This is a genomic window from Bacillus cereus group sp. N31, from assembly GCF_016483245.1.
Taxonomy (GTDB): domain Bacteria; phylum Bacillota; class Bacilli; order Bacillales; family Bacillaceae_G; genus Bacillus_A; species Bacillus_A toyonensis.
Map to the genome: position 1 here is coordinate 44,970 of NZ_JAEHCH010000009.1, position 25,193 is coordinate 70,162.

Here is a 25,193-nt window from a genome sequence, read left to right on the forward strand (position 1 = left end):
CCAATTTTAGAAATTCTAACCACTCCGGATACTTATGATTTGGAAATCTTTTATTGTAATAATAAGTGGCCCCTAGAAAAATACTTGAAGATGTAACGATAAAAAATACATTGCTTCTCATTTTTAAACTCTCAAGGCTTACTTTCAATAAAGTTTCTTCTTTCAAATTATCCCCACTTTCTCGCTTTACATTTAGTTTTTTAAAATGTAAATAATTCTAAAAATATTACGATGTAACATAATCATAACATAAAATACATTTAAGTAACATCATTTTTTAGAAAAATTGATTCTAGTATATTTTTTGCATATAATTTTCTTATTACGGAAAAAAGGAAGTGTATTATATGGTTGATATCTTTAGCAGGTTCCTTGAGGTAACGAATAATATTTTATGGTCATATATTCTTATTGCAATGCTAATCGGCTTCGGTCTTTATTTCTCTTTCAAATTAAAATTTGTCCAAATTACTCATTTCAGTGAGATGGTCAGTTTAATTAGTAAAGGGTTTAATCGAAAAGAAAAAAAGAAAGATAGCATCTCTCCATTCCAAGCATTTTGCTTAAGTGCAGCCGCTCGCATTGGTATCGGGAACTTAGCTGGTGTAGCATTAGCAATTTCAATGGGAGGACCTGGTGCAATATTTTGGATGTGGTTTATCGCGATTCTCGGAGCAGCTACTAGTTTTGTAGAATGTACGCTCGCGCAAATTTATAAAGTAAAAGATGGAAGCAGGTTCCGTGGTGGCCCAGCATATTACATGGAAAAAGGGTTAAACAAACGCTGGATGGGTGTCTGGTTTTCACTTCTTATTACAGTTGCGTACGGATTAATTTTCAATTCAGTACAAGCAAATACAGTAACAATAGCGTTTGAAAATGCTTTCGGATTAGAGCGAACGATCGTAGGAGCCCTACTAGCTTTATTAGTTGCAGTTATTATTTTTGGCGGTATTAAGAGCATTTCACGCATTACAGAAATGATTGTTCCCCCAATGGCAATTGTTTATATTGGTGTGGCTATTTTTGTCGTGATTAACAACTTCAATATGTTACCAAGCATTTTCATGGAAATCTTTAACGGTGCATTCGGTTTAGACCAAGCCATCGCTGGTGGTATTGGAGCAGCTATCAAGTTCGGAATCCAACGCGGTTTATTCGCGACAGAAGCAGGTATGGGGAGCTCTCCTAATGCAGCAGCAACATCTGATGTATCTCATCCTGTAAAACAAGGACTTGTTCAAGCATTAGGTGTTTTCGTAGATACATTCTTAGTATGTACATCAACAGCGTTTATCGTATTATGTTCTGGACTTTACAAAGGATCAAATTTAGAAGGTATTGAATTAACACAGCAAGCATTAAGTTCACAAATTGGACCGTGGGCAAGCACTTTCTTAGCGATTATTATTTTCCTATTCGCTTTCAGTTCTTTACTAGGAAACTACTATTATGGCGAAACAAACATCGCATTCATTAAAGAAAGCAAAACATGGTTACTGATTTATCGTGTTGCAGTTGTCGGAATGGTGTTCTTCGGATCTATCGCTGCCCTTCAAACTGTTTGGAGTTTAGCTGATTTCTTTATGGGACTAATGGTATTCACAAACTTAATTGCCATCTCATTCCTTAGCAAATTTGCCTATGCAGCATTAGTAGACTACATTAAGCAAAAGAAACAAGGTAAAGATCCTGTCTTCCTTGCAAGTTCTATCCCTGGCTTAAAGAATACAGAGTGTTGGGATGGGCAGGATGTAGAAGAAAACCAAAAGGCTGTTTAACAAACAAAGGCCCTATTACTTCACCGTAATAGGGCCTTTTATTTACAACCGTTCATAATTTGTTCAAATTAATTCCAGCAAAAGGGTTGATTTATACAAATTACTAGATTATAATAATTATAAATTAGTAATTTATATAACATAACAACTCAAAAGGAGATTGATCATAATGAACAAACAAGTAATCGAAGTATTAAACAAACAAGTAGCAGACTGGAGCGTTTTATTTACAAAATTACACAACTTCCATTGGTACGTAAAAGGACCTCAATTCTTCACATTACACGAGAAATTCGAAGAACTTTACACAGAATCAGCTACTCACATCGATGAAATTGCAGAACGCATTTTAGCAATTGGCGGCAAACCAGTAGCAACAATGAAAGAATACTTAGAACTATCTTCTATTCAAGAAGCAGCTTACGGAGAAACTGCAGAAGGGATGGTCGAGGCAATCATGAAAGACTACGAAATGATGCTAGTCGAACTGAAAAAAGGCATGGAAATCGCTCAAGACTCTGACGATGAAATGACATCTGACTTACTACTAGGCATCTACACAGAACTAGAAAAACACGCTTGGATGCTACGCGCATTCTTGAATCAATAATAGATTTTAAAGCGGAGGTAGCTTGCTCAGAATGTGAGGGGGATGGAGCTTTTGACGTAGAGGCGCTCTTTGCCTCGCAGGAAAAAGCGAAGCCACCGAACATTCTAGCTACCGGAGCTGGATATTATGTAAAAGCGGAAGCGGCTCGTTCAGAGTCGCTTTTTTCTATTTAATGGCCGCCCATGGCAGTACATGAAATTATATCAGCGATTTTTCAATTATATCGGCGATTCCATCAAATATATCGGCGGTTTTTTCATTATATCGACCGTTTCATCAAATATATCAGCGATTTTTCAATTATATCGACTTACCGACAAAATACGACAATATTAACACACCTCTCCCCCACTGATTAAAGTTTCACTTTATGTTAAAATATAGGAAACACCTTTTAGTAAAATAGATCCAAAAAGCTTTTCCAAATTCATCATTTACTACTTAAATGGCGGGAGTGGTTCAGTTGAAAGACTACTTAATTAGAGCATTTTTTGCGTTAATAACAGTTGGAATCGTCTTACTTATAGCCAATATTTTCAATATACGTGTCGAGGTGAAAGACTATGCTTTCCTCGTTGTTGTAGCAATTGGTGGCGGCTGGGGTGGCTGGTACCTGTATAAAAAACAAAGTAATCAAAATGATAAAGGCATTCCAAAGTAATATGGAATGCCTTCTTTTATTTCCGTCTATAATAAATAACAAAATTCAAACCACTGATACAACCAATCGCAATAAACATACAAAACGATTGTCCATCTCCACCTAGACTATACTCATCAACGATAAATCCAGACATGAACAATGTTATCGCTGAAACACCAACACACAATATCGAAATAAACCAAAGCGAAAACTCATTAATCAGCTCTTTCTTCTGTCTTAAAACAATTAGCATAACAAGAATAGACGCTGCTAAAATACTTTTAAAAACAGGACGTAAATACACAAACTTCTCCATCTATTTCTCCTTTCCGAAAAACTATATATTCTAACATTAAAATATTTAACTAAATTAAAAACACATGTCTTTTTAAGATAAAAAAGACATGTGTTTCTATAAATCGCTATAAAAACGTACTATGATAATTGCTTCCACTTCGTCCCCAAGACAGGACGCTCGTAATTTTGGATTTCATGAATTAGTTTATCTGCCGTCTCAGCGGAAACAATTAACTCTTTATTCGATGGATTCATAAAGCCTTCTTCTGCTGCCCGTTCAACCATTTGCAAAATTGGTCCGTAAAAGTCTTTTATGTTCAATAAACCAACCGGCTTATTATGTATACCAATTTGTGACCAACATACTACTTCAAAGAGCTCTTCAAACGTTCCATATCCGCCTGGTAATGCAATGAAAGCATCCGCAAGCTCTGCCATTTTCGCCTTGCGCTCATGCATCGTTTCTACTTCAATTAATTCTGTTAATCCTGTATGTACGATTTCTCCTCGAAATAGACCACGCGGCATAACACCTGTTACACGTCCGCCTAAACGAAGAACTTCGTTTGCTACTTCTCCCATTAATCCAACGCATGAACCACCGTATACGAGCTCATAGTCGTTCTCAACAAACATTTTCCCTAACTGGATTGCCTGCTCTTTAAACTCTGGTCTCTCCCCTAAATTGGAACCTGCAAACACACAAATCTTTCTCATTCCTACACCCCGAAACTATATATTGTTATGATACAATTGACATTGTACAACATATTGAGGAGATGAGAAAGAAATGGATATCGTTGCATTTCAAAGATGGGTTGAGGAATTTTACGAAAAACGAAGCTGGTCACAGTATAATGCCTTTATTCGCTTAAATTTCTTAACTGAAGAAGTTGGAGAAGTTTCACGAGTTGTTCGCGCTATTGAAATCGGCCGCGATCGTCCTGATGAAGATGCGAAAACAGAAGAAGAGCTAAAACAAGAACTAAAAGAAGAACTTGGTGATGTACTATCTAACCTTATTATTCTTTCGCAAAAATATGATTTGGATTTACAAGACATTATGGACGCACACGTCACAAAGCTTTCGAAAAGGTTCGAAGCACTCAAATGAGAATATTATCAATTATGGTATAATATTCTTGTCACAATACTAAGGGGGATTTTATGTTATCTAAAAAATTGCATGACGCATTAAATGAACAAATGAACTTTGAATTTTACTCTGCCCACGCCTATATGGCAATGGCTGCTTACTGTACAGCTGAGAGCTATGATGGATTCGCTAACTTTTTCCTTGTACAAGCTGAAGAAGAGCGTTTCCACGCAATGAAGCTTTACAACTATATTAACGACCGCGGTGAGCGCGCTATTATTACTGGATTCGATAATCCAAATAACGAATACGAATCTGTATTGAACGCTTTTGAAGTCGCACTTGAGCACGAGCGTGAAGTAACGAAACGTATTTATCACTTATCTGATATTGCTTGGGATGAGCGTGAGCATGCAACAATTACATTCTTAAAATGGTTCGTTGATGAGCAAGTAGAAGAAGAAGCTTCATTCGATAGCATCATTCAAAAATTAAAGCGTATTACAAGCGATTCAAACGCACTATTTATGCTAGATGCTGAATTAGAGAAACGTACATTTATGCCTCCAGCTGAGTAGTATTTTAATCACCTTAATGCATGTATTAAGGTGATTTTTTTATTTGCTTTCTATCTTAAAATCACCTTAAATTTCCTAGCATTTGACATAGAACCAGTTAAGGAATGGTATTATCTTCAATATAAAGTTCAACTAATCGGGCCTTTACGGGCAGTTGATCTCCCACCTAACCTCTTTGCCCCGCCAAATTTTGAGGTGGGAGTCTTACTGCTGGTTAATGCGGGATAAAACAATATGTGAGGAGAGAAAAAATGAATCAACGTGTAGAAGCTGTTGATGCAATTCGTGGTTTCGCTTTATTTGGCATTTTACTTGTTAATATAACATTAATTCAATTCGGGTTATTCGCTAATGAAAAACCCACTTATATTTTTGGAAAACTCGATGAAAGTGCTAATTGGTTTATTCAATTTTTCGGCACACAAAATTTCATTTCCCTATTCTCTTTTTTATTTGGGCTTAGCATTATTTTGTTACAAAAAAGTATTATCGCAAAAGGAAAAAAGTTTTTCCCCACATATATAAGACGTATTAGCATTCTTTTACTACTAGGTTTCATTCACGGTACCTTTATTTGGTCCGGAGATATTTTATTTGCATACGGACTTATCGGGATTTTCTTAATGATGTTTATAAATAGAAAACCAAAAACATTATTGATTTGGGCAACTATTCTACTCGCACTCATTACACTTATGTCTTATCAAACTGATCCAAATACAAATATTAATGATTTTGCTCCTTATATTGAAAAAGAGCATAAAGTTCATGAAACTGGAAGCTATATGGATCATGTCAACTTTAGGTTAACTGAAAGTCCTTTCGATTATATTGGGATTAACGGTTTCTTCGGACTAGTTTTCATATCAATTTTCACAATAATTTTTATGTCCCCACTTTTCTTACTCGGAATGTATGTAGGAAAAAAAGGCTGGCTATTTGAGATTGATAAACACATACCTTCTATCAAAAAGATTTGGCTTATCACTGGTATTTTCTCTTTTACAATTAAAATCTTAGCCATGTTCGTAAAGCATCCAATTTTAATTATGTTACAAGATGGCCTTACATCAGTAACCATGACATTCTTTTACGGAAGCACCATTATTTTATTATTCCATTACAAAAAAGCATTGCGCTTACTAACATATATGGCGAATATGGGGAAAATGTCGGTTAGTAATTACTTAGCTCAATCCATTATCACAACAACAATTTTTTACGCATACGGCTTTGGCTTATTCGGTAAAATCGGATATTTCTTCGGTATTCTTTTGACCATTGGAATTTATACAATTCAATTATTCGTTAGCACCTATTGGCTACAAAAATACCGAATGGGCCCTATAGAATATGTATGGAGAATGGGAACTTATTTAGAGAGACCACGATTTAAAAAAGACTTGGATAAAGCAAGTTAAACAAAAAAAGCAATGAGCCTACGCTCATTGCTTTTCTTAATTTATTAAAGCATAACCCCAACGATAATCGCTGATAATATACTTACTAACGTTGCACCGTATACAAGTTTTAGTCCGAATGATGATACAACATTTGCTTGTTTGCCATCGATACTCTTTGTTGCACCTGCGATAATTCCGATAGATGAGAAGTTCGCAAATGATACAAGGAAGATAGATAAAATACCTACTGTACGAGTTGATAAATCACCAGCTACTTTTCCAAGGTCAAGCATTGCAACGAATTCGTTCGTTACTAATTTTGTTGCCATAATTTGTCCCGCTGCTAGCATCTCTGATGTTGGAATACCCATTACGAATGCTAATGGTGAGAAGATATATCCTAAAATACTTTGGAATGTGATTCCGAAAATTGAATCGAATACACCGTTAATTGCTGTAATTAATGCTACGAAACCGATTAACATCGCCGCTACTGTTACAGCGATAGAGAAACCAAGCATAATATATTCGCCTAACATTTCAAAGAATGTTTGTTTCTTATCTTCTTGTAATTCTAAAATATCGTCTTCTTCTTTCACTTCATATGGATTGATAATATGAACGATAATGAATCCACTAAATAAGTTTAATACAAGTGCTGTTACTACATATTTTGGATCAATCATTTTCATATAAGAACCGACGATTGACATTGATACTGTTGACATTGAAGATGCACAAAGTGTGTATAAACGATTTTTCGGTAATTTGCTTAATTGATCTTTTACTGTAATAAATACTTCACCTTGACCAACAATTGCAGCTGCTACCGCATTATATGATTCTAGTTTTCCTAAACCGTTAATTTTACTTAGTACGAAACCGACTGCACGAATGATAATCGGTAAAACTTTAATATGTTGCAAGATCCCGATTAATACCGCTAAGAAAATAATCGGTAATAATACTGTTAAGAAGAATGGTGCTTGTCCATCGTTCGCTAAACCACCAAATACGAAATTAACCCCAGCTTCCGCAAATTTTAAAATAGCCCCAAATCCATCTGCAATACCTTTTACTAATACAAATCCGACCTTTGTATTTAATAAGAAATACGCAAGTACCAATTGAATGACAAGCATAAGTGCAATTGGCTTATATTTAATTTTCTTACGATCTGAACTTATAAGGAAACCTAGTACAAACACGACAAGTAAACCAACTAGAAACATTACTATTTTCATATGTGAATCCTCCACTTCTCCCACGAGTTATTGGTCGTATAACGTATAACGAATGACGTCTGACCATTGATGTTAAAAAAATTTAAAACCCCTAAATACTATTCAACTGTTATCTAAAATCAGTAAGCGTTTACATAAATTGCAATTTATAAAAGGTAGCCTCTTCTCTCCTACCGTATTAAAAGTCTGAAATTGATACCACCTACAAATCAAATTGTAAGCGTTATCTAGAAGAAATGCAATATAAATTTTAAAAGATTTTCATATGTTAATATATTCCTAATTAATTGGTTTTTTTATGTAAATTAACCATAAAAAACGGCCCTAGCTATGAGCTAGAACCATCCTTTTTTATAGCATAACACCAACGATAATCGCTGATAATATACTTACTAATGTCGCACCATACACAAGACGTAAACCGAATGATGATACAACATTTGATTGGTTTTCATCGATACCTTTCGTTGCACCTGCGATAATTCCAATTGATGAGAAGTTCGCAAATGATACAAGGAATACAGAAAGAATACCTACTGTACGAGCTGATAAATCACCAGCTACTTTGCCAAGATCAAGCATCGCAACAAACTCGTTTGATACTAATTTTGTTGCCATAATTTGTCCCGCTGTTACCATCTCTGCTTGCGGGATACCCATTACGAATGCTAATGGTGAGAAAATATATCCTAAAATAGCTTGGAATGTAATACCGAACACTGAATCAAACAAGCTATTGATTGCTGTAATTAATGCTACGAAACCAAGTAACATTGCCGCTACCGTAATTGCAATCGTGAAACCAAGCATAATATATTCGCTTAACATTTCAAAGAATGATTGCTTTTTCTTATTTTCTAACTTCAGTGTATCTTCTTCTTCCGTAATATCGTACGGGTTAATAATATGAATAATAATGAAACCACTAAATAAATTTAATACAAGTGCTGTTACTACATATTTTGGCTCGATCATTTTCATATAAGAACCAACGATTGACATCGATACTGTTGACATTGAAGATGCACATAATGTATATAAACGATGTTTTGGGATTTTACTTAATTGATCTTTTACTGTAATAAATACTTCCGCTTGTCCAACAATTGCAGCTGCTACTGCATTATATGATTCTAATTTCCCTAAACCATTTACTTTACTTAACAAAGTACCAATAGCACGAATAAATATCGGTAAAATCTTAAAGTGTTGTAGAATTCCGATTAATACTGCGAAGAATACGATTGGTAATAATGCAGTTAAGAAGAATGAAACTTCTCCTTTATTAACAAGGCCACCAAATACGAAAACGATTCCAGCTTCCGCATACCCAAGAAGTGCGCCAAATCCATCTGAAATTCCTTTTACTAAAATATAACCCACTTGCGTATTTAATAAGAAATACGATAATGCTAACTGAATTACAAGCATGAGTGCGATTGGTTTATACTTAATCTTCTTTCGATCGGCACTTATAAGAAAACCTAGTACGAATACAACGAGTAATCCTACAAGAAACATAACAAACTTCATTAATAAAATCCTCCATTTAACTCTTCATTAACGTTGAACGTCTGACCATTCAAAACAAGAAATAATCCGAACTTTCCATTTCTCCACCAAAACACTTTACTGGATATAAAAAATCATAAAACCTCTTGTCTCAAAGGCATTTTCCATTCTATCATAAATCCCAACTCATATCCGCACTTTTCTAAAAAAAATTACATTTTATTATAAAACCCTCATTAATGTTCGTCTTTTGCCCCTTTTTCCTATTTTATAACTACACAAAAAACGAGCATCAAATTTCACTGATGCTCGTTCCATCTTTTATCCGCTATTTGCCGGGCAGTAAAACTCCCACTGATTAAAGTTTCACTTTATTATACAGCTTTTTCTTTCTCTGCTACTTCCGGCTTATCCCAACACTCTGTATTGTTCAACCCTGGAATAGACTCCGCATAAAAGACTGGATCTTTTCCTTGTTTCTTTTGCTTTACGTAATCTGATAACGCTGCGAAAGCGTACTTTGAAAGGAATACAATTGCCACTAAGTTAATAACAGCCATAATCCCCATAAATAAATCTGCTAAGTCCCAAACGATTTGAATTGTTGCTACAGACCCTAACATAACCATACCAAGTACAGCAATGCGGTATGCCGTTAATAACACTTTACTTCCATTTAAGAACTCAATATTTGTTTCACCATAGTAGTAGTTACCTACTAATGAGCTGAATGCAAACAAGAAGATTGCAACCGCTACAAATACAGATGCCCACGGTCCGATATGTTGGCTTAACGCTTGTTGCGTCAATTGAATTCCATTTAGATCAGCTGCACCAGGTACATCAGATAATAAAATGATGAACGCTGTACAACTACAAATTAATAATGTATCTGTAAATACCCCTAAAGTTTGAATGAAACCTTGTTTAACTGGGTGCGTTACGTTCGCAGTCGCTGCTGCGTTCGGTGCACTACCCATACCAGCTTCATTTGAGAATAATCCACGTTTTACTCCTAGTAAAATCGCAGCTCCTACCCCCCCACCAACTACTTCTTTAATTCCGAATGCATGTAAGAAGATTTCTTTAAATACATACGGAATTGCCGTAATGTTTGTTACAACAACGAATAATGCAACTGCTACATATATAATTGCCATTACCGGAACAATCATTTCAACTGCACGTGCAATTCGCTTAACCCCACCGAAAATAATAATTGCAAGTAAACCAGCCATAAACAGACCTACAAGCCTACTATCCATTTTAAATGCGCCATCAAAAGCTGCCGCTACTGTGTTTGACTGTACTGCATTAAAAATCAATCCGAAACTCACTGTTATTAGAACAGAGAAAACAACACCTAACCAGCGTTTCTTTAAACCCTTTTCCATATAATACGCTGGGCCCCCACGGAATGCGTTCCCATCTTTTACTTTATAAATTTGCGCTAATGTGCTCTCTACAAACGCAGAAGCACCCCCAATTACCGCAATTAACCACATCCAAAATACAGCACCTGGACCACCTGCTGAGATTGCAATAGCTACACCAGCTAAGTTACCAGTACCTACACGAGAAGCTGTACTCATACAAAATGCTTGGAATGATGATACACCGCTTTTTTCTTTTTGCGCTTTTCTTGTCTTTGAACTCGCCCCGTCCCCAAGTAGGCGAATCATTTCTCCGAAGTAGCGAATTTGGACGAATTTCACACGAAATGAAAAATAGAGTCCTAATCCAATTAACATCGCAATAATGATATATGACCAAAGGACATTATTTACATCCCCAATTACTTTAGCTAAAAAATCCATAATCGAATTGCCCCTCTTCCTAACAATAAGAAAATTATATTCTAAAAACTTTTAGTAATCAAGAACTTTGTGTTAGGTTTTATGACATGGATAAGTTATATTCCTTAACATGTATATGTTTTTCACTTAAAACTATAACCAATACGTGTATTTATCCACTACTCAATCACTCATCCTATTCGACCAATCATACTTTTAAGACAGTACGTTACCTACAAATAACGAGAGAAATGAACAAACAAAAATTATATTAATAATTACCTTTCACCCTTCTCATCATTTACTGCAACAAAAAAGGCGAGCATCGAATCCCTCTCGATGCTCGCCTTTTCTTATACCGCTTTTTCTTTATCCGTTACCGTTGGCTTATCCCAACACTCTGTGTTCGTTAAACCCGGAATAGAATCTGCACTGAAGACTGGATCTTTCCCTTGTTTCTTTTGCTTTACATAGTCTGCCAACGCAGCATACGCAAATCGTCCAAGAAGTGTAATCGCAATTAAGTTTGTAATTACCATTAGACCCATAAATAAATCTGCCATGTTCCATACGACTTTAAGCGTCGCAACAGAACCGAATAATACCATTGCAACTACCGCAATACGGTAAATTGTTAACCAAGCTTTACTTTGTTTAATGAATTCAATATTTGTTTCACCATAATAGTAGTTTCCTAGAAGTGAACTAAATGCAAATAAGAAAATAATAATCGCCAAGAAGCTACTTGCCCATGGGCCGATTTGTGAGCTTAATGCGTTTTGTGTTAATTCAATGCCTTCCAAATTTGTTGCTTTATATGCACCAGAACATAATACGATAAACGCTGTTGATGTACATACTAAAAATGTATCTACTAAAACCCCGATTGTTTGAATAAAACCTTGTTTCGCTGGATGCGTTACATCAGCTGTTGCTGCCGCATTCGGCGCACTACCCATACCTGCTTCGTTCGCAAATAATCCGCGCTGAATACCAAATTTCATTGCAGCACCGATACCGCCACCTACAGCTGAATCTAAACCGAATGCACCTTTAAAGATTTCTGTAAATACATCTGGTATTAAATAGAAGTTTTTAATAACAACGAAAATAGCTACTGCAATATAAATAAGTGCCATTGGCGGAACAATCATTTCTGACATACGCGCAATACTTTTCACACCACCAAAAATAATAACTGCAACTAATACCGCTAATACAATCCCAACAACATAACGCTCTAAACCGAATGCATTCTCAAATGCTAACGTAACTGTATTCGCTTGTACTGAGTTGAAAATTAAACCGTAACTAATTGTGATTAGAATAGAGAACCAAATTCCCATCCAACGTTTATTTAAACCTTTTTCCATATAATAAGCAGGACCACCACGGAAGCCACTGCCATCTTTTATTTTATAAATTTGCGCAAGCGTACTTTCCACGAAACTTGAAGACGCCCCGATAATCGCAATAACCCACATCCAAAATACAGCTCCGGGTCCTCCCATAGAAATAGCTAACGCTACACCAGCTAAGTTTCCGATACCAATACGAGCTGCTGAACTCATACAGAACGCTTGGAAAGAAGATACACTACCCTTTTTACGTGTCTTACCAGTTAGTCCATCACTCATTAATCGAACCATTTCTCCTAAATGAGTAATTTGTACGAATTTTAATTTAATAGAAAAATAAAGCCCTAAACCAATTAGCATTGCAATAAGAACATATGACCAAAGAATCGTATTCGTTGATGAAACGAATTGATCTAAAATATTCATACAATTAACCCCTCCTTTTCTCCATAAATCGAATTATATTCAAAAAATATTCAAAAATCAACATTTTTCGACATCTTGCGACTTCCAAATATTAGGTTGATCTACATAAATACATCATTCTTTTATGACTCCACTTTCAGTAGCTGTGCATACTAAAACAAAAAATAATTTCATAAACAACACCATTGACAAAAATATATAACTGTAACTATAATGGTTACATCAAGTTGTAACTAACCTAATTACATTACATTCATTCATTTCAGATATACACTTTAACAAAACACTTTGGAGGGATTTATTATGAAAATCGGAATCATCGGAGCAACTGGTAAAGCTGGAAGCCGTATTTTAAAAGAAGCATTAGATCGTGGACATGAAGTTACTGCAATTGTAAGAAATGCTGCGAAAATTACAGAAAAAAATGTAAAAGTTTTAGAGAAAGATGTATTCGCTCTTACATCTAACGATCTACAAGCATTCGATGTAGTTGTAAATGCTTTCGGTGCTCCAGCAGGACAAGAGCATCTTCACGTAGATGCAGGAAATGTACTGATTGAAGCTGTGAAAGGTGCACCACATACAAAATTATTTGTAGTTGGTGGAGCTGGAAGCTTATTTGTAGACGAAGAGAAAACAACACGTGTATTTGATACACCAGGTTTCCCGGGCGAATACCTTGCAACAGCTCAAAACCAAGGTAAAAACTTAGAAATCTTGCAACAAACAAATGATATCACTTGGACATTCATCAGCCCTTCTGCACTATTCGCATTAGGAAAACGCACTGGCTCTTACACAGCTGGTAAAGACAATCTTCTTGTTAACTCAAAAGGCGATAGCTACGTAAGTTACGAAGACTTCGCAGTAGCAGCACTTGATGAAATCGAAAATCCAAAACATGTGAACGAACGCTTCACAGTAGTTTCTGAAGCTGAATAATAAGAAAAAGCTCGTAAAATATTATGTTTTACGAGCTTTTTTATTTTTAAGCTTTTACCTCTTGTATACCTTCTATTCTTTCGAAACCTTGTTTGGTAATTTTAAAGAATACGTCATGTATATCATACCCAAATAACATACCATTAAATTGTTCTGTCAATGCTTTCGTATTTTCCATTCCTTCTAATCCATGTATATAAAAAGCATCGGCAAATGCCAATGCTTTTTATACTATCTTTTAATTTGATTCGGTTTATGTGGCTCATTTGGAGTATACGGTTTATTCGGTTTCTGTGGTCCTTCAGACTTTTTCCAACTCACCGCTAATTCCGGACTTGTTTTCTCTTCACTACGCTCAAGTAATACTACTGCATTTTGAATTGTTGGTGTTCCTTTATGCGCAATCCCTTGTAATTTCGTTAAATTCCCTGATACTTTAAAGCTAAATCCACCTGCTGGTGTTTGTTTCGGAATTAAAATGCGGAACTTTTCTCCTACATTAAATTCTGTTTTTGCTTCGCCTTTTTCATTTGCAAATTTCACACCAGCTGGTGCACCTGTTGCTTGCACTTTATACGTTCCGCTTTTTGCATTTGTTTCTACTGTATATAAACCTGTTTCAAAGAAATCATTTTTTAATACTGCTTCTTGTTCTTCTGTAGGAGTTACACTCATCGTAATTTCTTGTAACTCTTCACTCGCATTTGCCTTTGCAACTATGTCTTTCGTTACTTTCTCTACGTTTTTATTACGGAAATCTAAATCGTTAATATCGATTTGCTTTAATGCATTCCATACTGCAAGCTGTGTTGCGTAATGTGCTTCTCTCCAATCGGAAACACCTAATTCTTGCGGACTCTTTTGTGGATATCCATTTAATAGTACACGGTACACGTTAATATCCACTTTTCCCATTTCCGGTAAATCTTGACCACTTGGAGATTTCAAATCTACATTTAAGCAAAATGCAATTTTTCCATCTGCCGTTTTAATAAGCTCTGTTCGGATTGGTTTCTTCTTTGACTTACTATAACTCCAATCCATTTCATACTTTGTATGATCCATAACTTCTGCGAATGCCTTTTGAAGCGGGAACAACACAAATAAAACACTTAAAAAAACAGCTAAAAGTTTGAACGATTGCTTTATATTCATGTTTTACAACCCCTTATGAAATAACAAATTTACTAATAAGTAGTATTTAGTTAGAAATTTTTTTTATACATAAACACAACAAAAAAAGTGCAAATAATTTGCACTCTTTTTCTCTACTTTAATCTTAGAAATCGAAGTTATCAGGATCTGGACCAACGCGGTGATTTTGGTTTAATGCATCGATTTTTTCCATATCTTCTTTTGTTAATTCGAAGTTAAATACATCAGCATTTGCAATAATACGGTGTTCTTTCGTTGATTTTGGAATTGTAATTACTCCATTTTGTAAGTCCCAACGTAAAATAACTTGCGCTGTTGTTTTGCCGTGTTTATCAGCAATTTCTTGTAATGTTTCGTTATCTAATAATTGACCTTGCATAAGTGGTGACCATGCTTCCATTTGAATACCTTGTTCTTTACAGAAAGCTTGTAATTCTTTTTGCGTTAAACGAGGGTGATATTCTACTTGGTTAATCATTGGCTTAATTTCTGCATCTTTCATTACATCTTGTAAGTGATGGATTTGGAAGTTACTTACGCCAATTGCACGTACACGCTCTTCTTTATAAAGTGTTTCTAGCGCTTTCCATGTATCTTTATATTTTCCTTCTACAGGCCAGTGAACAAGGTATAAATCTAAATAATCTAGTTCTAATTTTTTTAAGCTCTCTTCATATGCAGCAATTGTTTCGTCATATCCTTGATCTGCGTTCCATACTTTTGAAGTGATAAATAATTCTTCTCTTGAAATACCAGTCGCTTCAATACCTGCACGGATTCCTTCACCTACAGCTTTTTCATTTCCGTAAATTGCAGCTGTATCGATGCTACGGTATCCTGCTTTAATCGCTGATTTAATTGCTTCTACAAGTTCTGGTCCTTCTTCTACTTTAAATACACCTAAACCGAACCAAGGCATTTCTACACCATTATTTAATACTGTTTTACTTTGTAAGTTTTTCATTTTATTTTCTCTCCTTTTATCCCGCATTAACGGGCAGTAAAAATTCCCACTTCAAAATTCGGCTGAAGCAAAGACGTTAGGTGGGAGATAAACTGCCCGTAAACGCCCGATTGGTTCAACTAATAATCATTGGTGGAAGAACACCCCCACTGATTAAAGTTTCACTTTATTTTACTTGATCTCTTTTTTCTAATGTCATACTCCATGCTGTTAAAATAACAGCACCTACTACCATAAGGCCGCCTACCCAAGCAGTATGGATTAATCCTAACGAATTCGTTACAAGGCCACCTATATAAGAACCTAAAGCGATTCCTCCGTTAAATGCGGCAATATTAATTGCTGAAGCAACATCAACCGCACTTGGAACAAAGCGCTCTGCCAATATAACTACATATACTTGTAGCCCCGGAACATTCATAAACGCGAATAGTCCCATGAAAATAATTGTGATTAATCCAGCTACTTTAAACGGCGCTGTAAATGTTAAAACAAATAATATAATCGCTTGAATAAGGAACATGTAGAATAGCGCTCGAATTGGATTATGATTCGATAATTTTCCGCCGACCATATTCCCTATCGCAATGGCGATTCCATACACTAATAAAATGATGGTAACGGTACTTGCTTCAAATCCTGTTACTTCTTGTAATAACGGTGATAAATACGTAAATGTTACGAATGTACCGCCGTATCCTAGTGCAGTAATAATGAAAACAAGTAACAGTCTTCCATTTTTAATTAGTTTAAATTGATCACGAAACGATACAGGTACACCATTTTTTAAATTAGATGGGACGAGTATACTATTTGCGATGAAAGCAATAATTCCAATTACAACGATCGCCATAAATGACGCTCTCCAGCCAAACTCTTGACCGATAAATGTTCCAATTGGCACACCAGTAATAGTCGCAACTGTTAATCCAGTAAACATAATCGCAATTGCGCTAGCACGTTTATTCTCTGGTACGATTGCAGCCGCAATTGTAGATCCTATCGACATAAACACACCGTGTGCAAATGCAGCTACAATCCTTGCGATAATTAATACAGTGAAGCTTGTTGCTACCGCCGCAATGCCATTACCAATAATGAAAATAACCATAATCCACATTAATAATGTCTTTCGCGACATACTAGCCGTTAACGCTGTTAAAACAGGAGCTCCTACTGCCGCTCCTAACGCATATAAGGAAACCGTTAAACCAGCTGTTGTAACCGAAACATTTAAATCTTTTGAAATAGATGGTAGTAAACCGACACTAATAAACTCGGTCGTACCAATCCCAAACGCACTAATTGCTAGTGCTAATAAAGCAAACATACTTCTTCGATTCGTCTGAACTTCCGAAGATGGTACTGTATATGAACTCAATTGAATTCCTCCTTATTACAAGAAATCCAATCATAATAGTATGATAAAAGGGCCCTTCTATCTTCTAAAACATATATTTCATACTTACAAATGCTATTATGAATGGTTTCATTCTTTTTTTGAAGAACGCACTTTAAAGTACGATAGGCACCCAAAAGTAACATAGTCACTTTTCAGTACCGTACTACTCATTTGCCTCTTACATGTGCTATTATGAAACATATTTAACATAATAAAAAGTACGTACTTTAAAGTGCTATAGGTACTAAAAAGTAACATTTATATTATTTAACTTACTTTGCTCACAAAAGGAGGGTTTCATATGAAGAAATACAATATTCCTGTAGAGGCGACTTTAGAGGTTATCGGCGGCAAATGGAAAGTTGTTATTCTTTGTCACTTAACGAAAGGTACAAAGAGAACGAGTGAACTAAAACGCTCAATGCCTGGTATTACACAAAAAATGTTAACGCAGCAATTACGTGAATTAGAAGACGACGGCGTTATTCAAAGAAAAGTATACAATCAAGTCCCACCAAAAGTAGAATATTCTCTTACTGATTACGGTTGGTCTTTAGAATCGATTCTTGATTCTCTTTGTTCTTGGGGCGAATGCCATCTTGAAAAAGAAGGTAACACATCGATGCTAATTGCGGAAGGTGAATAATAGGAAAAAGGAAAAAACGAACATGAATTTGTTCGTTTTTTCCTTTTTTTCTATATATATATGTACATTTCTAACTGAAACAAAATATTTTATACGCTTTCATACCTTGTCAGCACTACGTTATACACTCAATATCAAATAATTAGGAATCATTTTTATGTTAACATAGGTGTATATAGTATATAATATAGGATATATATTATATACACTTTCCGGTAACGGAGCTTTTCCATTATGCGGACAAGCCATATATCGGACAGTTCATAAATAATAAGTAAGACGTTATGGTTTTAGATTTATGTTTGCAGCTTAGTTGCTGTCATAAATTTAAAGGCATTTTATTGTGTTTTGTGAAACTTTGTATAAAGTTTCGTAAACGGTTACTATCTTACTTATAAAAAATAAGAGTATTGCTATCGTAAAGGAGAATTGGAGATGCCAGAAACTATGACTCAAACAAAGCCAGAACAAGAAACTGTACAAATTTCTGCTAGCCAAGGACAACTTGATGTACTTGATCAGTTGTTAAAACCTGAGGTACAAGAATCATTAACAACACTAGTAGAACAGCTTCCAAAATTAACTGAGCTTGTTAACATTTTAACTAAGTCTTATGACTTCGCTCAAACTGTTGCTACTGATGAAGTATTAAAAAGCGACACTGTTGGTGCAATTACAGAGCTTGTAGAGCCTGTAAAAGATACAGTGAAAAGCATGGCTGCAACTGCAATCGAAGCGAAAGATCGTGCTGACGAAAGTAACGAAGTTATCGGCCTATTCGGTCTATTAAAATTACTAAAAGACCCACAAGCACAAAAAATGTTCCGCTTTGTGAACGCATATCTTCAAATTAGTGCAGAACGTAACAATAAATAATTTAACTTATAACAACAATTAGTAAAGACGGGGGATATCATACTATGTCAAAACAAATTGTCATCTTAGGCGCTGGTTATGGCGGTCTTCTTGCCGCTTTAAACGTACGTAAATTTTACAGCAAATCAGAAGCACAAGTTACAGTGATTAACCAATACCCAACACACCAAATCATCACTGAACTACATCGCCTTGCAGCTGGTAACGTTGCTGAGCAAGCAATTGCAATGCCACTTACAAAGCTTTTCAAAGGTAAAGATATCGATCTTAAAATCGCAACAGTTGAGTCATTCTCAGTTGATAGCAAAGAAATCAAACTAGCTGGTGGCACTACATTATCTTACGATGCACTTGTAGTTGCTTTAGGAAGTAAAACTGCTTACTTCGGTATTCCAGGACTAGAAGAAAACAGCATGGTATTAAAATCTGCTGCTGATGCAAACAAAATCTACAAACACGTTGAAGACCGTATTCGTGAATACGCGAAAACGAAAAACGAAGCTGATGCTACAATCGTAATCGGTGGTGGCGGATTAACTGGCGTTGAGCTAGTTGGTGAGCTTGCTGACATTATGCCTAAACTTGCAAAAAGCCACGGCGTAAATCCAAAAGAAGTTAAACTTCTTCTTGTTGAAGCAGGTCCAAAAATCCTTCCAGTATTACCAGACCACTTAATCGAACGTGCAACTACTAGCCTAGAAGCACGCGGTGTTACATTCTTAACTGGTCTTCCTGTAACAAACGTTGCTGGCAATGAAATCGACTTAAAAGACGGTCAAAAACTTGTTGCTAACACATTCGTTTGGACAGGCGGCGTACAAGGTAACCCATTAATCGGTGAATCAGGTCTTGAAGTAAACCGTGGTCGTGCAACAGTTGATGCATACCTACAATCTACTTCTCATAAAGACGTATTCGTTGCTGGAGACAGCGCTGTTGTCTTCGCTCCAGACGGACGTCCATACCCACCAACTGCACAAATCGCTTGGCAAATGGGTGAGTTAATTGGATACAACTTATACGCAGCACTAGAAGGCAAAGCATTCGAAGAGTTCGCACCTGTAAACTCTGGAACACTTGCTAGTCTAGGACGTAAAGATGCTGTTGCTACAATTGGAGCAAGCAATACTCCACTTAAAGGCTTACCAGCATCATTAATGAAAGAAGCAAGTAACGTTCGTTACTTATCACACATTAAAGGTCTATTCAGCTTAGCTTACTAATCTGAATATAAGCCCGAATCATGCCCGGCATGGTTCGGGCTATTTTTATCCGTAATATTCTCTACTTACTTATATTCGGCAAAGAGATACTATAACCCTTTTTAATTATCTAAATATACTGACTTTTTTGTGTCGGAATTGTGTATATGAAAAGAGTGAAAGCATCTTTCTTACTTCCACTCTTCCACAAAAATTATTATCCCAATTTCACTAAGCTGTAGTTCTTCTTCCCTTTACGAATAATAATAAATTTTCCATCAAATGAATTTTCTACAGTAACATCCGTACCTACATCCGTTACTTTCTCACCATTCATAGAAATCGCACCGTTATTAATGTCTTCACGAGCTTGACGTCTAGATGGTTCAATCCCTAAATCAACTAGCCACTCTACAATATTTTTCGTCTCTTTGGAAGACTGGAATGTCGGCATCTCTTTAAAGCCTTGTTCAATTTCATCAGCTGTTAACGATTTAATATCTCCGCTAAATAATGCCGAGGTAATTTTCACAGCTTGCAATAATGCCTCTTCTCCATGAACGAATTTCGTCATTTCTTCGCCTAACACTTTTTGCGCTTCACGTTTATGAGGCTCGGCTTCTACCTTCGTTGCCAATTCATCAATTCGCTCTTTCGCTAAGAATGTAAAGTATTTCAAGTATTTAATTACATCACGATCATCTGTATTCACCCAGAACTGGTAAAATTCAAATGGCGTTGTTTTTTCAGCATCAAGCCAAACCGCACCACCTGCTGATTTTCCAAATTTCGTACCGTCTGATTTTAATAATAACGGAATTGTTAGTCCAAATACTTTCGCCTCGTGCCCTTCTAACTTACGAATTAAATCTAACCCGCTCGTAATATTTCCCCATTGGTCACTACCACCAATTTGCAGTTGAACATCTTCTTTCGTGTATAAATGATGGAAATCCATCGCTTGCAAGATTTGGTACGTGAATTCTGTAAAAGAAATGCCTGTATCTAAACGACTTGCTACAATATCCTTCGCTAACATGCTATTGATGCTAAAGTTTTTCCCGTAATCACGTAAAAACTCAATAATGTTTATTTCATGTGTCCAGTCGTAGTTATTTACCATCTTCACTTCGCTATTTCCGCCGAAATCAAATAGCTTTTTCATTTGCGCTGTTAACGCATCTACATTATGCTGCACTACTTCTAAAGTTTGCAGTTGACGCTCTGATTGACGTCCACTTGGATCACCAATTGTTCCTGTTGCCCCGCCAATTAAAATAACCGGATGATGACCAGCTAATTGGAATCTCTTCATCATCATAAACGGAATCAAATGTCCGATATGCATACTATCACCAGTCGGATCAACTCCGCAGTATAGTGAAATCTTTTTCTCTTCTACTAACTTACGTAAACCTTCTTCATCCGTCTGTTGATTCACAGCACCGCGCCATTCTAATTCATCAATAATATTCATCTTTTGTCATCCCCTTTATTTTTTTAAAACAAAAAAGCCCCTATGTCTATGACATAGGGACGATTATTCACCGTGTTACCACCCAGTTTGCATAAATAGCATAGCTATTCATACCACTCTTAGCAATAATATCGATTGCTACTCCGCTTAGCGTTACCTAAGATACTCCAGAGTGTAATTCACAAGTTTGTTTGTGCTAGGTTCCAGCAACCCCTAGCTCTCTTTGATAACAGTGACAAACTGCTACTGGGCTCTTTCAACGTATGTTATTTGTTAAATTATTAGCCATTATATTGAATTGAAAACAAATTGTCAACAATACCCAAATGTTATTTTAAAATAATTCATACTTTTATACGCTTTTAATTCAAAAATTATTGTAGATCTTCTCCAATAATCCTTACTTCTCTCTCTAACTTCACACCGAATTTTTCTTCAACTGTCTTTTGTACGAAGTGAATTAAATCGATGTAATCTTGTGCTGTTCCATTATCAACATTCACCATAAATCCAGCATGTTTTAATGAAACTTCTACTCCGCCAATTCGCTTTCCTTGTAGTCCTGATTCTTGAATCAACTTACCAGCAAAGTTATTTTGTGGGCGCTTAAATACACTACCGCATGAAGGATATTCTAAAGGTTGTTTCGATTCACGCTTATACGTTAAATCATCCATTTTTTCTTTAATCTCTTCATGTACACCTTCTTCAAGTTCAAATCTCGCTTCAAGAATAATGTAATGATTGTTCGCAAATACACTCTTACGATATCCAAATTCAAATGCTTCTTTCGTTAAAGTGCGTAACTCTCCATCACCTGTCATTACGACAGCTTCTGTTAATACAAACGATACTTCACCACCGTAGGCACCAGCATTCATATATAATGCTCCGCCAACTGAACCTGGAATGCCACAAGCAAACTCAAGACCTGTTAAATTGTGGTCTAATGCAATACGTGATACATCAATAATTGCTGCACCGCACTGTGCTACAATCGTTGTTCCTGTTACAGTAACACCTGTAATATGAATTAAACTGACCGTAATTCCGCGAATCCCACCATCTTTAATAATGACATTTGATCCATTTCCTAAAAACGTAACTGGAATATTATATTGGTTAGCATACTTAATAACTTCTTGAATTTCATCATAATTCGTAGGCGCAACGAACACATCTGCTTTTCCGCCAACTTTAATATGCGTATGATTCTTTAACATTTCATCTTGTGTAACATGACCTTCAGGCAATACCGTACTTAAATATTTATAAACCTCTTGCATATTCATTTTACGATTCCTCTATTTCTATATTCTTTTTATCCCGCTATACGGGCCCATAATATCCCCACATACATGAAATGAAACTAAAGTGGTGGATACAGTGTACCCAAAATCAATTCGAGACACCTATAAACCTCTTAAATTATAAGAGGTGCCACTCATATTAAAATATATATTGCATAATAAAGCAACCCAAATGGACTACTAAACTTGACATGTCATCAGAAAGACAACAATTTGTAAAATATATAACTTTTATAAAACACTATCCTTCAGTATCTTACTATACCACACGAAAATAAAGTGGTATTTTTTGTAATCTTCACTTTATTTTCTTCAATATAAAAAAGAGCACATCCCACAGAATGCGCTCTTTCTATACTCTTTACATTACTTTTCGTTCTCTTCTTTTTCCTTATCAAACCATAACAGCTCGTCATCATCAACTTCACCATTATAATTAATTAAAATCTCTTCTCCAGCTTTTATATCTTTATAAGCAAAGAAGTTAAACGTATGATTCTCAAAGACAATCTCATACGTTGCATTCGGATTATATGCATGATTAAATAACATGCCGTATCCTAAAAGGAATGCCGTATGATTTACTCCATACTCAAATGCGTAGTCAGCAAGTAACGTTTTCTCAATATGTTCATGCTGTTCATTCGGATAAGAGATAACTGGTGCTGAATGTATCAACTCACCCTTTTTAATATCACGAGTTGCAAATACACCTCTATTAAATTCTCCATCACTAAGTTCAGAAGTCTTAACTTCGATCATATGCGTCACCTATATAATTCTTTCTTTGAAGTATTTTATCTCGCTATCCGCGAGATTTAACTAATAATCAGTAGCTATTAGTTAAATTTTATCTCCTTAAGCTTGGCAGAAAACTCATAGAAAAGCAATTAAATTCCTATCAAGTATTCGTTCAACTGAAAAAGAGCACATCATTTGTGCTCTTTTTCAGCGATATTATTTTTCTAAAATATCTTCTAGCAACTTCACTTGCTCACTAACAGTATGTAGTGTCTTCACCGACGTATCATTTCGATTCTTTTCTTCTTCAATACTTGCTAACACTTCTTCCGTAGCTGCAGAAGTTTGCTGAATTACGTTAGAAGCATGTGTCACATCTTTAACGATATTCGTCGTTTTAACTTGGAAATTTTCTTGATGACCAACAATCTCCCTCATTACATCATTAATCGTATCAATAAACTTCCCTAAATCCGTTACATTCGTTAAAACACTTGCTAACATTTCGTTACACTCTTCTTGTACTCTTTCTGACTTCTCTACCTGCACTTCTACTTTACTTGCTTGATTACTAAACTCCTTCAAAATCCCTTGAATTCTCCCCGCAGAACGATTCGATTCTTCAGCAAGCTTTAACACTTCATTCGCTACAATAGCAAAACCTTTTCCATGTTCTCCTGCTCTTGCAGCTTCAATATTTGCATTTAAAGCTAGCAAACTCGTCTGACTTGAAATATTCGTTATTACATCTACAATTTCATTAATTTGTTTCGATTGTGTCATCAATTCTCTAAATATCGTTCCTGATTGTGAAACAACATCATTTAAACTTCTCATGTTAGCTTCAAAATTTCTTAAAGTGTTTACACTACCCTTTGAGATTTCCAAACTTTTATCAACACGCATCGAAGCATTTCTTACTTGAGAGATGATTTGGTCAATATTTCCCTCCATATCATTCAATACTTCTACTGAACGTGACATCATCTCTGATTGTGATTGAGTACCAACTGCCACTTCTTCAAAAGCAAAATTAATTTCATTCATCGACTCCATCGAAGTGTTCATATTCTGTCTTAAATGATTGAAATTACTATCTAACTTCACAACAGTTTCCTCAATAAGCCTTTGCGTTTCTTCTAACTCCTGAGCTTTCTTCATCACTGCTTGCTTCTCATCACTTAAACGAGCCAAAAGATTAGAACCAATCTTTGTGACACCCCACATTGCGATCGTTACAATCGCTAACAAGCTTGCGAAATTTGCAGCTTCAGATGATGCTGTATAAGCAAAAAATTGATTTGGCCAATAACTACAAAGTATAAATGTAACAACAACTGCTACCCCACCAAGAATTAAAATAAGACGTTCACTCAAATAAATAAGTGAAACCGCTAATGTAAAATAGACCATTTGAAATACAGCTGGGCTTTCATTAAATGCTTGTACCATAATGAAAGACATAATAAGTAGCATACATGTCATGATGTATTTATACATCGCTTCCATACTTTCTATAAAAGTAAGCAGCGTTCCAAATACTACGATAGAAATACCACACATCCAAAATGCTATTGCTCGCTCTGTAAAAATATATCCATAATACCCAATCGCGAGTACCCCAAGGAAGAAACTGCAAATCGTGATAAACAGCAATAAATGATTTTTCTGTGATTCTTTCTCAAGGTTAGAAAAACAAGTTCTCTTTAACCACTCCATATATGAAGCCCCACC

25 protein-coding genes and 1 other annotated feature are annotated in these 25,193 nt (G+C 35.7%); of the genes, 11 read left to right on the forward strand and 14 right to left on the reverse strand.

Features of this window, described 5'->3' with window-relative positions; translation table 11 throughout:
* Positions 1 to 347: 347 nt before the first annotated feature.
* The 4 genes from JDS81_RS13415 (at position 348) to JDS81_RS13430 (ending at position 3,052) form a co-directional block, all read left to right on the forward strand.
* Positions 348 to 1,781 (forward strand): alanine/glycine:cation symporter family protein, encoded by a 1,434-nt coding sequence (locus tag JDS81_RS13415; protein ID WP_097954404.1) that lies wholly within the window; start codon positions 348 to 350, stop codon positions 1,779 to 1,781.
* A 169-nt stretch (positions 1,782 to 1,950) separates the two neighbouring features.
* Positions 1,951 to 2,391 (forward strand): Dps family protein, encoded by a 441-nt coding sequence (locus JDS81_RS13420; RefSeq protein WP_001041895.1) that lies wholly within the window; start codon positions 1,951 to 1,953, stop codon positions 2,389 to 2,391.
* A complete protein-coding gene (locus JDS81_RS13425) occupies positions 2,361 to 2,564 on the forward strand; it encodes a hypothetical protein (RefSeq protein ID WP_097954403.1) in 204 nt (67 codons plus the stop codon). The genes JDS81_RS13420 and JDS81_RS13425 overlap by 31 nt, the downstream gene beginning before the upstream one ends.
* A gap of 290 nt (positions 2,565 to 2,854) precedes the next feature.
* The gene (locus JDS81_RS13430; RefSeq protein ID WP_000656329.1) at positions 2,855 to 3,052 is read left to right on the forward strand and encodes a hypothetical protein; all 198 of its coding nucleotides are present in this window, start codon (positions 2,855 to 2,857) and stop codon (positions 3,050 to 3,052) included.
* 16 nt (positions 3,053 to 3,068) lie between these two features.
* Here JDS81_RS13430 and JDS81_RS13435 read toward each other — a convergent pair whose 3' ends face one another.
* Both JDS81_RS13435 and JDS81_RS13440 read right to left on the reverse strand, forming a co-directional pair.
* Entirely contained in the window at positions 3,069 to 3,350 is a 282-nt protein-coding gene (locus JDS81_RS13435) for a hypothetical protein (protein WP_098648547.1), read from the reverse strand.
* Between the two features lie 119 nt (positions 3,351 to 3,469).
* Complete coding sequence (locus JDS81_RS13440; RefSeq protein WP_001225748.1) at positions 3,470 to 4,048, reverse strand: LOG family protein; 579 nt, start codon at positions 4,046 to 4,048, stop codon at positions 3,470 to 3,472.
* Between the two features lie 73 nt (positions 4,049 to 4,121).
* Between JDS81_RS13440 and JDS81_RS13445 the strand changes: the two genes are divergently transcribed.
* From JDS81_RS13445 to JDS81_RS13455, 3 genes are all read left to right on the forward strand, one after another.
* Entirely contained in the window at positions 4,122 to 4,445 is a 324-nt protein-coding gene (locus JDS81_RS13445; protein WP_000355745.1) for a MazG nucleotide pyrophosphohydrolase domain-containing protein, read from the forward strand.
* Between the two features lie 53 nt (positions 4,446 to 4,498).
* Positions 4,499 to 5,005 carry a ferritin gene (locus JDS81_RS13450; protein ID WP_087949243.1) on the forward strand — a complete coding sequence of 169 codons (507 nt, stop codon included), beginning with the start codon at positions 4,499 to 4,501 and terminating at the stop codon, positions 5,003 to 5,005.
* 251 nt (positions 5,006 to 5,256) lie between these two features.
* Positions 5,257 to 6,426 carry a DUF418 domain-containing protein gene (locus tag JDS81_RS13455; RefSeq protein ID WP_097954401.1) on the forward strand — a complete coding sequence of 390 codons (1,170 nt, stop codon included), beginning with the start codon at positions 5,257 to 5,259 and terminating at the stop codon, positions 6,424 to 6,426.
* 44 nt (positions 6,427 to 6,470) lie between these two features.
* Here the strand turns inward: JDS81_RS13455 and JDS81_RS13460 are convergent, their stop codons facing one another.
* From JDS81_RS13460 to JDS81_RS13475, 4 genes are all read right to left on the reverse strand, one after another.
* A complete protein-coding gene (locus JDS81_RS13460; RefSeq protein WP_000706852.1) occupies positions 6,471 to 7,652 on the reverse strand; it encodes a NupC/NupG family nucleoside CNT transporter in 1,182 nt (393 codons plus the stop codon).
* A gap of 351 nt (positions 7,653 to 8,003) precedes the next feature.
* The gene (locus JDS81_RS13465) at positions 8,004 to 9,185 is read right to left on the reverse strand and encodes a NupC/NupG family nucleoside CNT transporter (RefSeq protein ID WP_000673857.1); all 1,182 of its coding nucleotides are present in this window, start codon (positions 9,183 to 9,185) and stop codon (positions 8,004 to 8,006) included.
* 353 nt (positions 9,186 to 9,538) lie between these two features.
* Entirely contained in the window at positions 9,539 to 10,981 is a 1,443-nt protein-coding gene (locus JDS81_RS13470; protein ID WP_097954400.1) for an alanine/glycine:cation symporter family protein, read from the reverse strand.
* 332 nt (positions 10,982 to 11,313) lie between these two features.
* On the reverse strand, positions 11,314 to 12,744 hold the full coding sequence (locus JDS81_RS13475) for an alanine/glycine:cation symporter family protein (RefSeq protein ID WP_001022883.1): 1,431 nt from the start codon (positions 12,742 to 12,744) through the stop codon (positions 11,314 to 11,316).
* 303 nt (positions 12,745 to 13,047) lie between these two features.
* On the opposite strand from JDS81_RS13475, the gene JDS81_RS13480 reads away from it, so the two are divergent.
* On the forward strand, positions 13,048 to 13,686 hold the full coding sequence (locus JDS81_RS13480; protein ID WP_097954399.1) for an NAD(P)-dependent oxidoreductase: 639 nt from the start codon (positions 13,048 to 13,050) through the stop codon (positions 13,684 to 13,686).
* A 46-nt stretch (positions 13,687 to 13,732) separates the two neighbouring features.
* Here JDS81_RS13480 and JDS81_RS13485 read toward each other — a convergent pair whose 3' ends face one another.
* The 4 genes from JDS81_RS13485 to JDS81_RS13500 all read right to left on the reverse strand — a co-directional run bounded on the left by JDS81_RS13485 (position 13,733) and on the right by JDS81_RS13500 (position 17,135).
* Positions 13,733 to 13,906 carry a hypothetical protein gene (locus JDS81_RS13485; RefSeq protein WP_015001096.1) on the reverse strand — a complete coding sequence of 58 codons (174 nt, stop codon included), beginning with the start codon at positions 13,904 to 13,906 and terminating at the stop codon, positions 13,733 to 13,735.
* Positions 13,907 to 13,917: 11 nt separating this feature from the next.
* Positions 13,918 to 14,841: a thioester domain-containing protein gene (locus JDS81_RS13490; RefSeq protein WP_001022547.1), complete on the reverse strand. Its 924-nt coding sequence runs from the start codon at positions 14,839 to 14,841 to the stop codon at positions 13,918 to 13,920.
* A gap of 124 nt (positions 14,842 to 14,965) precedes the next feature.
* Positions 14,966 to 15,805, reverse strand: a complete 840-nt coding sequence (locus JDS81_RS13495) for an aldo/keto reductase (RefSeq protein ID WP_000793554.1) — start codon at positions 15,803 to 15,805, stop codon at positions 14,966 to 14,968.
* Positions 15,806 to 15,971: 166 nt separating this feature from the next.
* Positions 15,972 to 17,135 (reverse strand): MFS transporter, encoded by a 1,164-nt coding sequence (locus tag JDS81_RS13500; protein ID WP_003272282.1) that lies wholly within the window; start codon positions 17,133 to 17,135, stop codon positions 15,972 to 15,974.
* 373 nt (positions 17,136 to 17,508) lie between these two features.
* Between JDS81_RS13500 and JDS81_RS13505 the strand changes: the two genes are divergently transcribed.
* From JDS81_RS13505 to JDS81_RS13515, 3 genes are all read left to right on the forward strand, one after another.
* The gene (locus JDS81_RS13505) at positions 17,509 to 17,853 is read left to right on the forward strand and encodes a winged helix-turn-helix transcriptional regulator (RefSeq protein ID WP_000760481.1); all 345 of its coding nucleotides are present in this window, start codon (positions 17,509 to 17,511) and stop codon (positions 17,851 to 17,853) included.
* Between the two features lie 435 nt (positions 17,854 to 18,288).
* On the forward strand, positions 18,289 to 18,729 hold the full coding sequence (locus JDS81_RS13510; RefSeq protein ID WP_001115309.1) for a DUF1641 domain-containing protein: 441 nt from the start codon (positions 18,289 to 18,291) through the stop codon (positions 18,727 to 18,729).
* Between the two features lie 44 nt (positions 18,730 to 18,773).
* On the forward strand, positions 18,774 to 19,952 hold the full coding sequence (locus tag JDS81_RS13515; protein ID WP_000043190.1) for an NAD(P)/FAD-dependent oxidoreductase: 1,179 nt from the start codon (positions 18,774 to 18,776) through the stop codon (positions 19,950 to 19,952).
* Positions 19,953 to 20,148: 196 nt separating this feature from the next.
* Here the strand turns inward: JDS81_RS13515 and tyrS are convergent, their stop codons facing one another.
* The 4 genes from tyrS to JDS81_RS13535 form a co-directional block, all read right to left on the reverse strand.
* Positions 20,149 to 21,408, reverse strand: a complete 1,260-nt coding sequence (tyrS, locus tag JDS81_RS13520; RefSeq protein ID WP_001021086.1) for a tyrosine--tRNA ligase — start codon at positions 21,406 to 21,408, stop codon at positions 20,149 to 20,151.
* Between the two features lie 52 nt (positions 21,409 to 21,460).
* Positions 21,461 to 21,677: a binding site (T-box leader), on the reverse strand.
* 105 nt (positions 21,678 to 21,782) lie between these two features.
* The gene (murB, locus tag JDS81_RS13525) at positions 21,783 to 22,700 is read right to left on the reverse strand and encodes a UDP-N-acetylmuramate dehydrogenase (RefSeq protein WP_097954398.1); all 918 of its coding nucleotides are present in this window, start codon (positions 22,698 to 22,700) and stop codon (positions 21,783 to 21,785) included.
* Between the two features lie 384 nt (positions 22,701 to 23,084).
* The gene (locus JDS81_RS13530; protein WP_000573651.1) at positions 23,085 to 23,480 is read right to left on the reverse strand and encodes an SET domain-containing protein; all 396 of its coding nucleotides are present in this window, start codon (positions 23,478 to 23,480) and stop codon (positions 23,085 to 23,087) included.
* Between the two features lie 195 nt (positions 23,481 to 23,675).
* On the reverse strand, positions 23,676 to 25,178 hold the full coding sequence (locus tag JDS81_RS13535; RefSeq protein WP_097954397.1) for a DUF4077 domain-containing protein: 1,503 nt from the start codon (positions 25,176 to 25,178) through the stop codon (positions 23,676 to 23,678).
* Positions 25,179 to 25,193 lie beyond the last annotated feature (15 nt).

Bases quoted from the DNA above. Each gene is read 5' to 3' on its own strand.
- JDS81_RS13470 (WP_097954400.1), bottom strand. From the start codon at position 10,981: ATGGATTTTTTAGCTAAAGTAATTGGGGATGTAAATAATGTCCTTTGG.
- JDS81_RS13445 (WP_000355745.1), top strand. From the start codon at position 4,122: ATGGATATCGTTGCATTTCAAAGATGGGTTGAGGAATTTTACGAAAAA.
- JDS81_RS13435 (WP_098648547.1), bottom strand. From the start codon at position 3,350: ATGGAGAAGTTTGTGTATTTACGTCCTGTTTTTAAAAGTATTTTAGCA.
- JDS81_RS13455 (WP_097954401.1), top strand. From the start codon at position 5,257: ATGAATCAACGTGTAGAAGCTGTTGATGCAATTCGTGGTTTCGCTTTA.
- JDS81_RS13480 (WP_097954399.1), top strand. From the start codon at position 13,048: ATGAAAATCGGAATCATCGGAGCAACTGGTAAAGCTGGAAGCCGTATT.
- JDS81_RS13490 (WP_001022547.1), bottom strand. From the start codon at position 14,841: ATGAATATAAAGCAATCGTTCAAACTTTTAGCTGTTTTTTTAAGTGTT.
- murB (WP_097954398.1), bottom strand. From the start codon at position 22,700: ATGAATATGCAAGAGGTTTATAAATATTTAAGTACGGTATTGCCTGAA.
- JDS81_RS13450 (WP_087949243.1), top strand. From the start codon at position 4,499: ATGTTATCTAAAAAATTGCATGACGCATTAAATGAACAAATGAACTTT.
- JDS81_RS13465 (WP_000673857.1), bottom strand. From the start codon at position 9,185: ATGAAGTTTGTTATGTTTCTTGTAGGATTACTCGTTGTATTCGTACTA.
- JDS81_RS13440 (WP_001225748.1), bottom strand. From the start codon at position 4,048: ATGAGAAAGATTTGTGTGTTTGCAGGTTCCAATTTAGGGGAGAGACCA.
- JDS81_RS13535 (WP_097954397.1), bottom strand. From the start codon at position 25,178: ATGGAGTGGTTAAAGAGAACTTGTTTTTCTAACCTTGAGAAAGAATCA.
- JDS81_RS13475 (WP_001022883.1), bottom strand. From the start codon at position 12,744: ATGAATATTTTAGATCAATTCGTTTCATCAACGAATACGATTCTTTGG.
- JDS81_RS13415 (WP_097954404.1), top strand. From the start codon at position 348: ATGGTTGATATCTTTAGCAGGTTCCTTGAGGTAACGAATAATATTTTA.
- JDS81_RS13500 (WP_003272282.1), bottom strand. From the start codon at position 17,135: ATGTTTGCTTTATTAGCACTAGCAATTAGTGCGTTTGGGATTGGTACG.
- JDS81_RS13420 (WP_001041895.1), top strand. From the start codon at position 1,951: ATGAACAAACAAGTAATCGAAGTATTAAACAAACAAGTAGCAGACTGG.
- JDS81_RS13495 (WP_000793554.1), bottom strand. From the start codon at position 15,805: ATGAAAAACTTACAAAGTAAAACAGTATTAAATAATGGTGTAGAAATG.
- tyrS (WP_001021086.1), bottom strand. From the start codon at position 21,408: ATGAATATTATTGATGAATTAGAATGGCGCGGTGCTGTGAATCAACAG.
- JDS81_RS13510 (WP_001115309.1), top strand. From the start codon at position 18,289: ATGCCAGAAACTATGACTCAAACAAAGCCAGAACAAGAAACTGTACAA.
- JDS81_RS13530 (WP_000573651.1), bottom strand. From the start codon at position 23,480: ATGATCGAAGTTAAGACTTCTGAACTTAGTGATGGAGAATTTAATAGA.
- JDS81_RS13515 (WP_000043190.1), top strand. From the start codon at position 18,774: ATGTCAAAACAAATTGTCATCTTAGGCGCTGGTTATGGCGGTCTTCTT.
- JDS81_RS13460 (WP_000706852.1), bottom strand. From the start codon at position 7,652: ATGAAAATAGTAATGTTTCTAGTTGGTTTACTTGTCGTGTTTGTACTA.
- JDS81_RS13505 (WP_000760481.1), top strand. From the start codon at position 17,509: ATGAAGAAATACAATATTCCTGTAGAGGCGACTTTAGAGGTTATCGGC.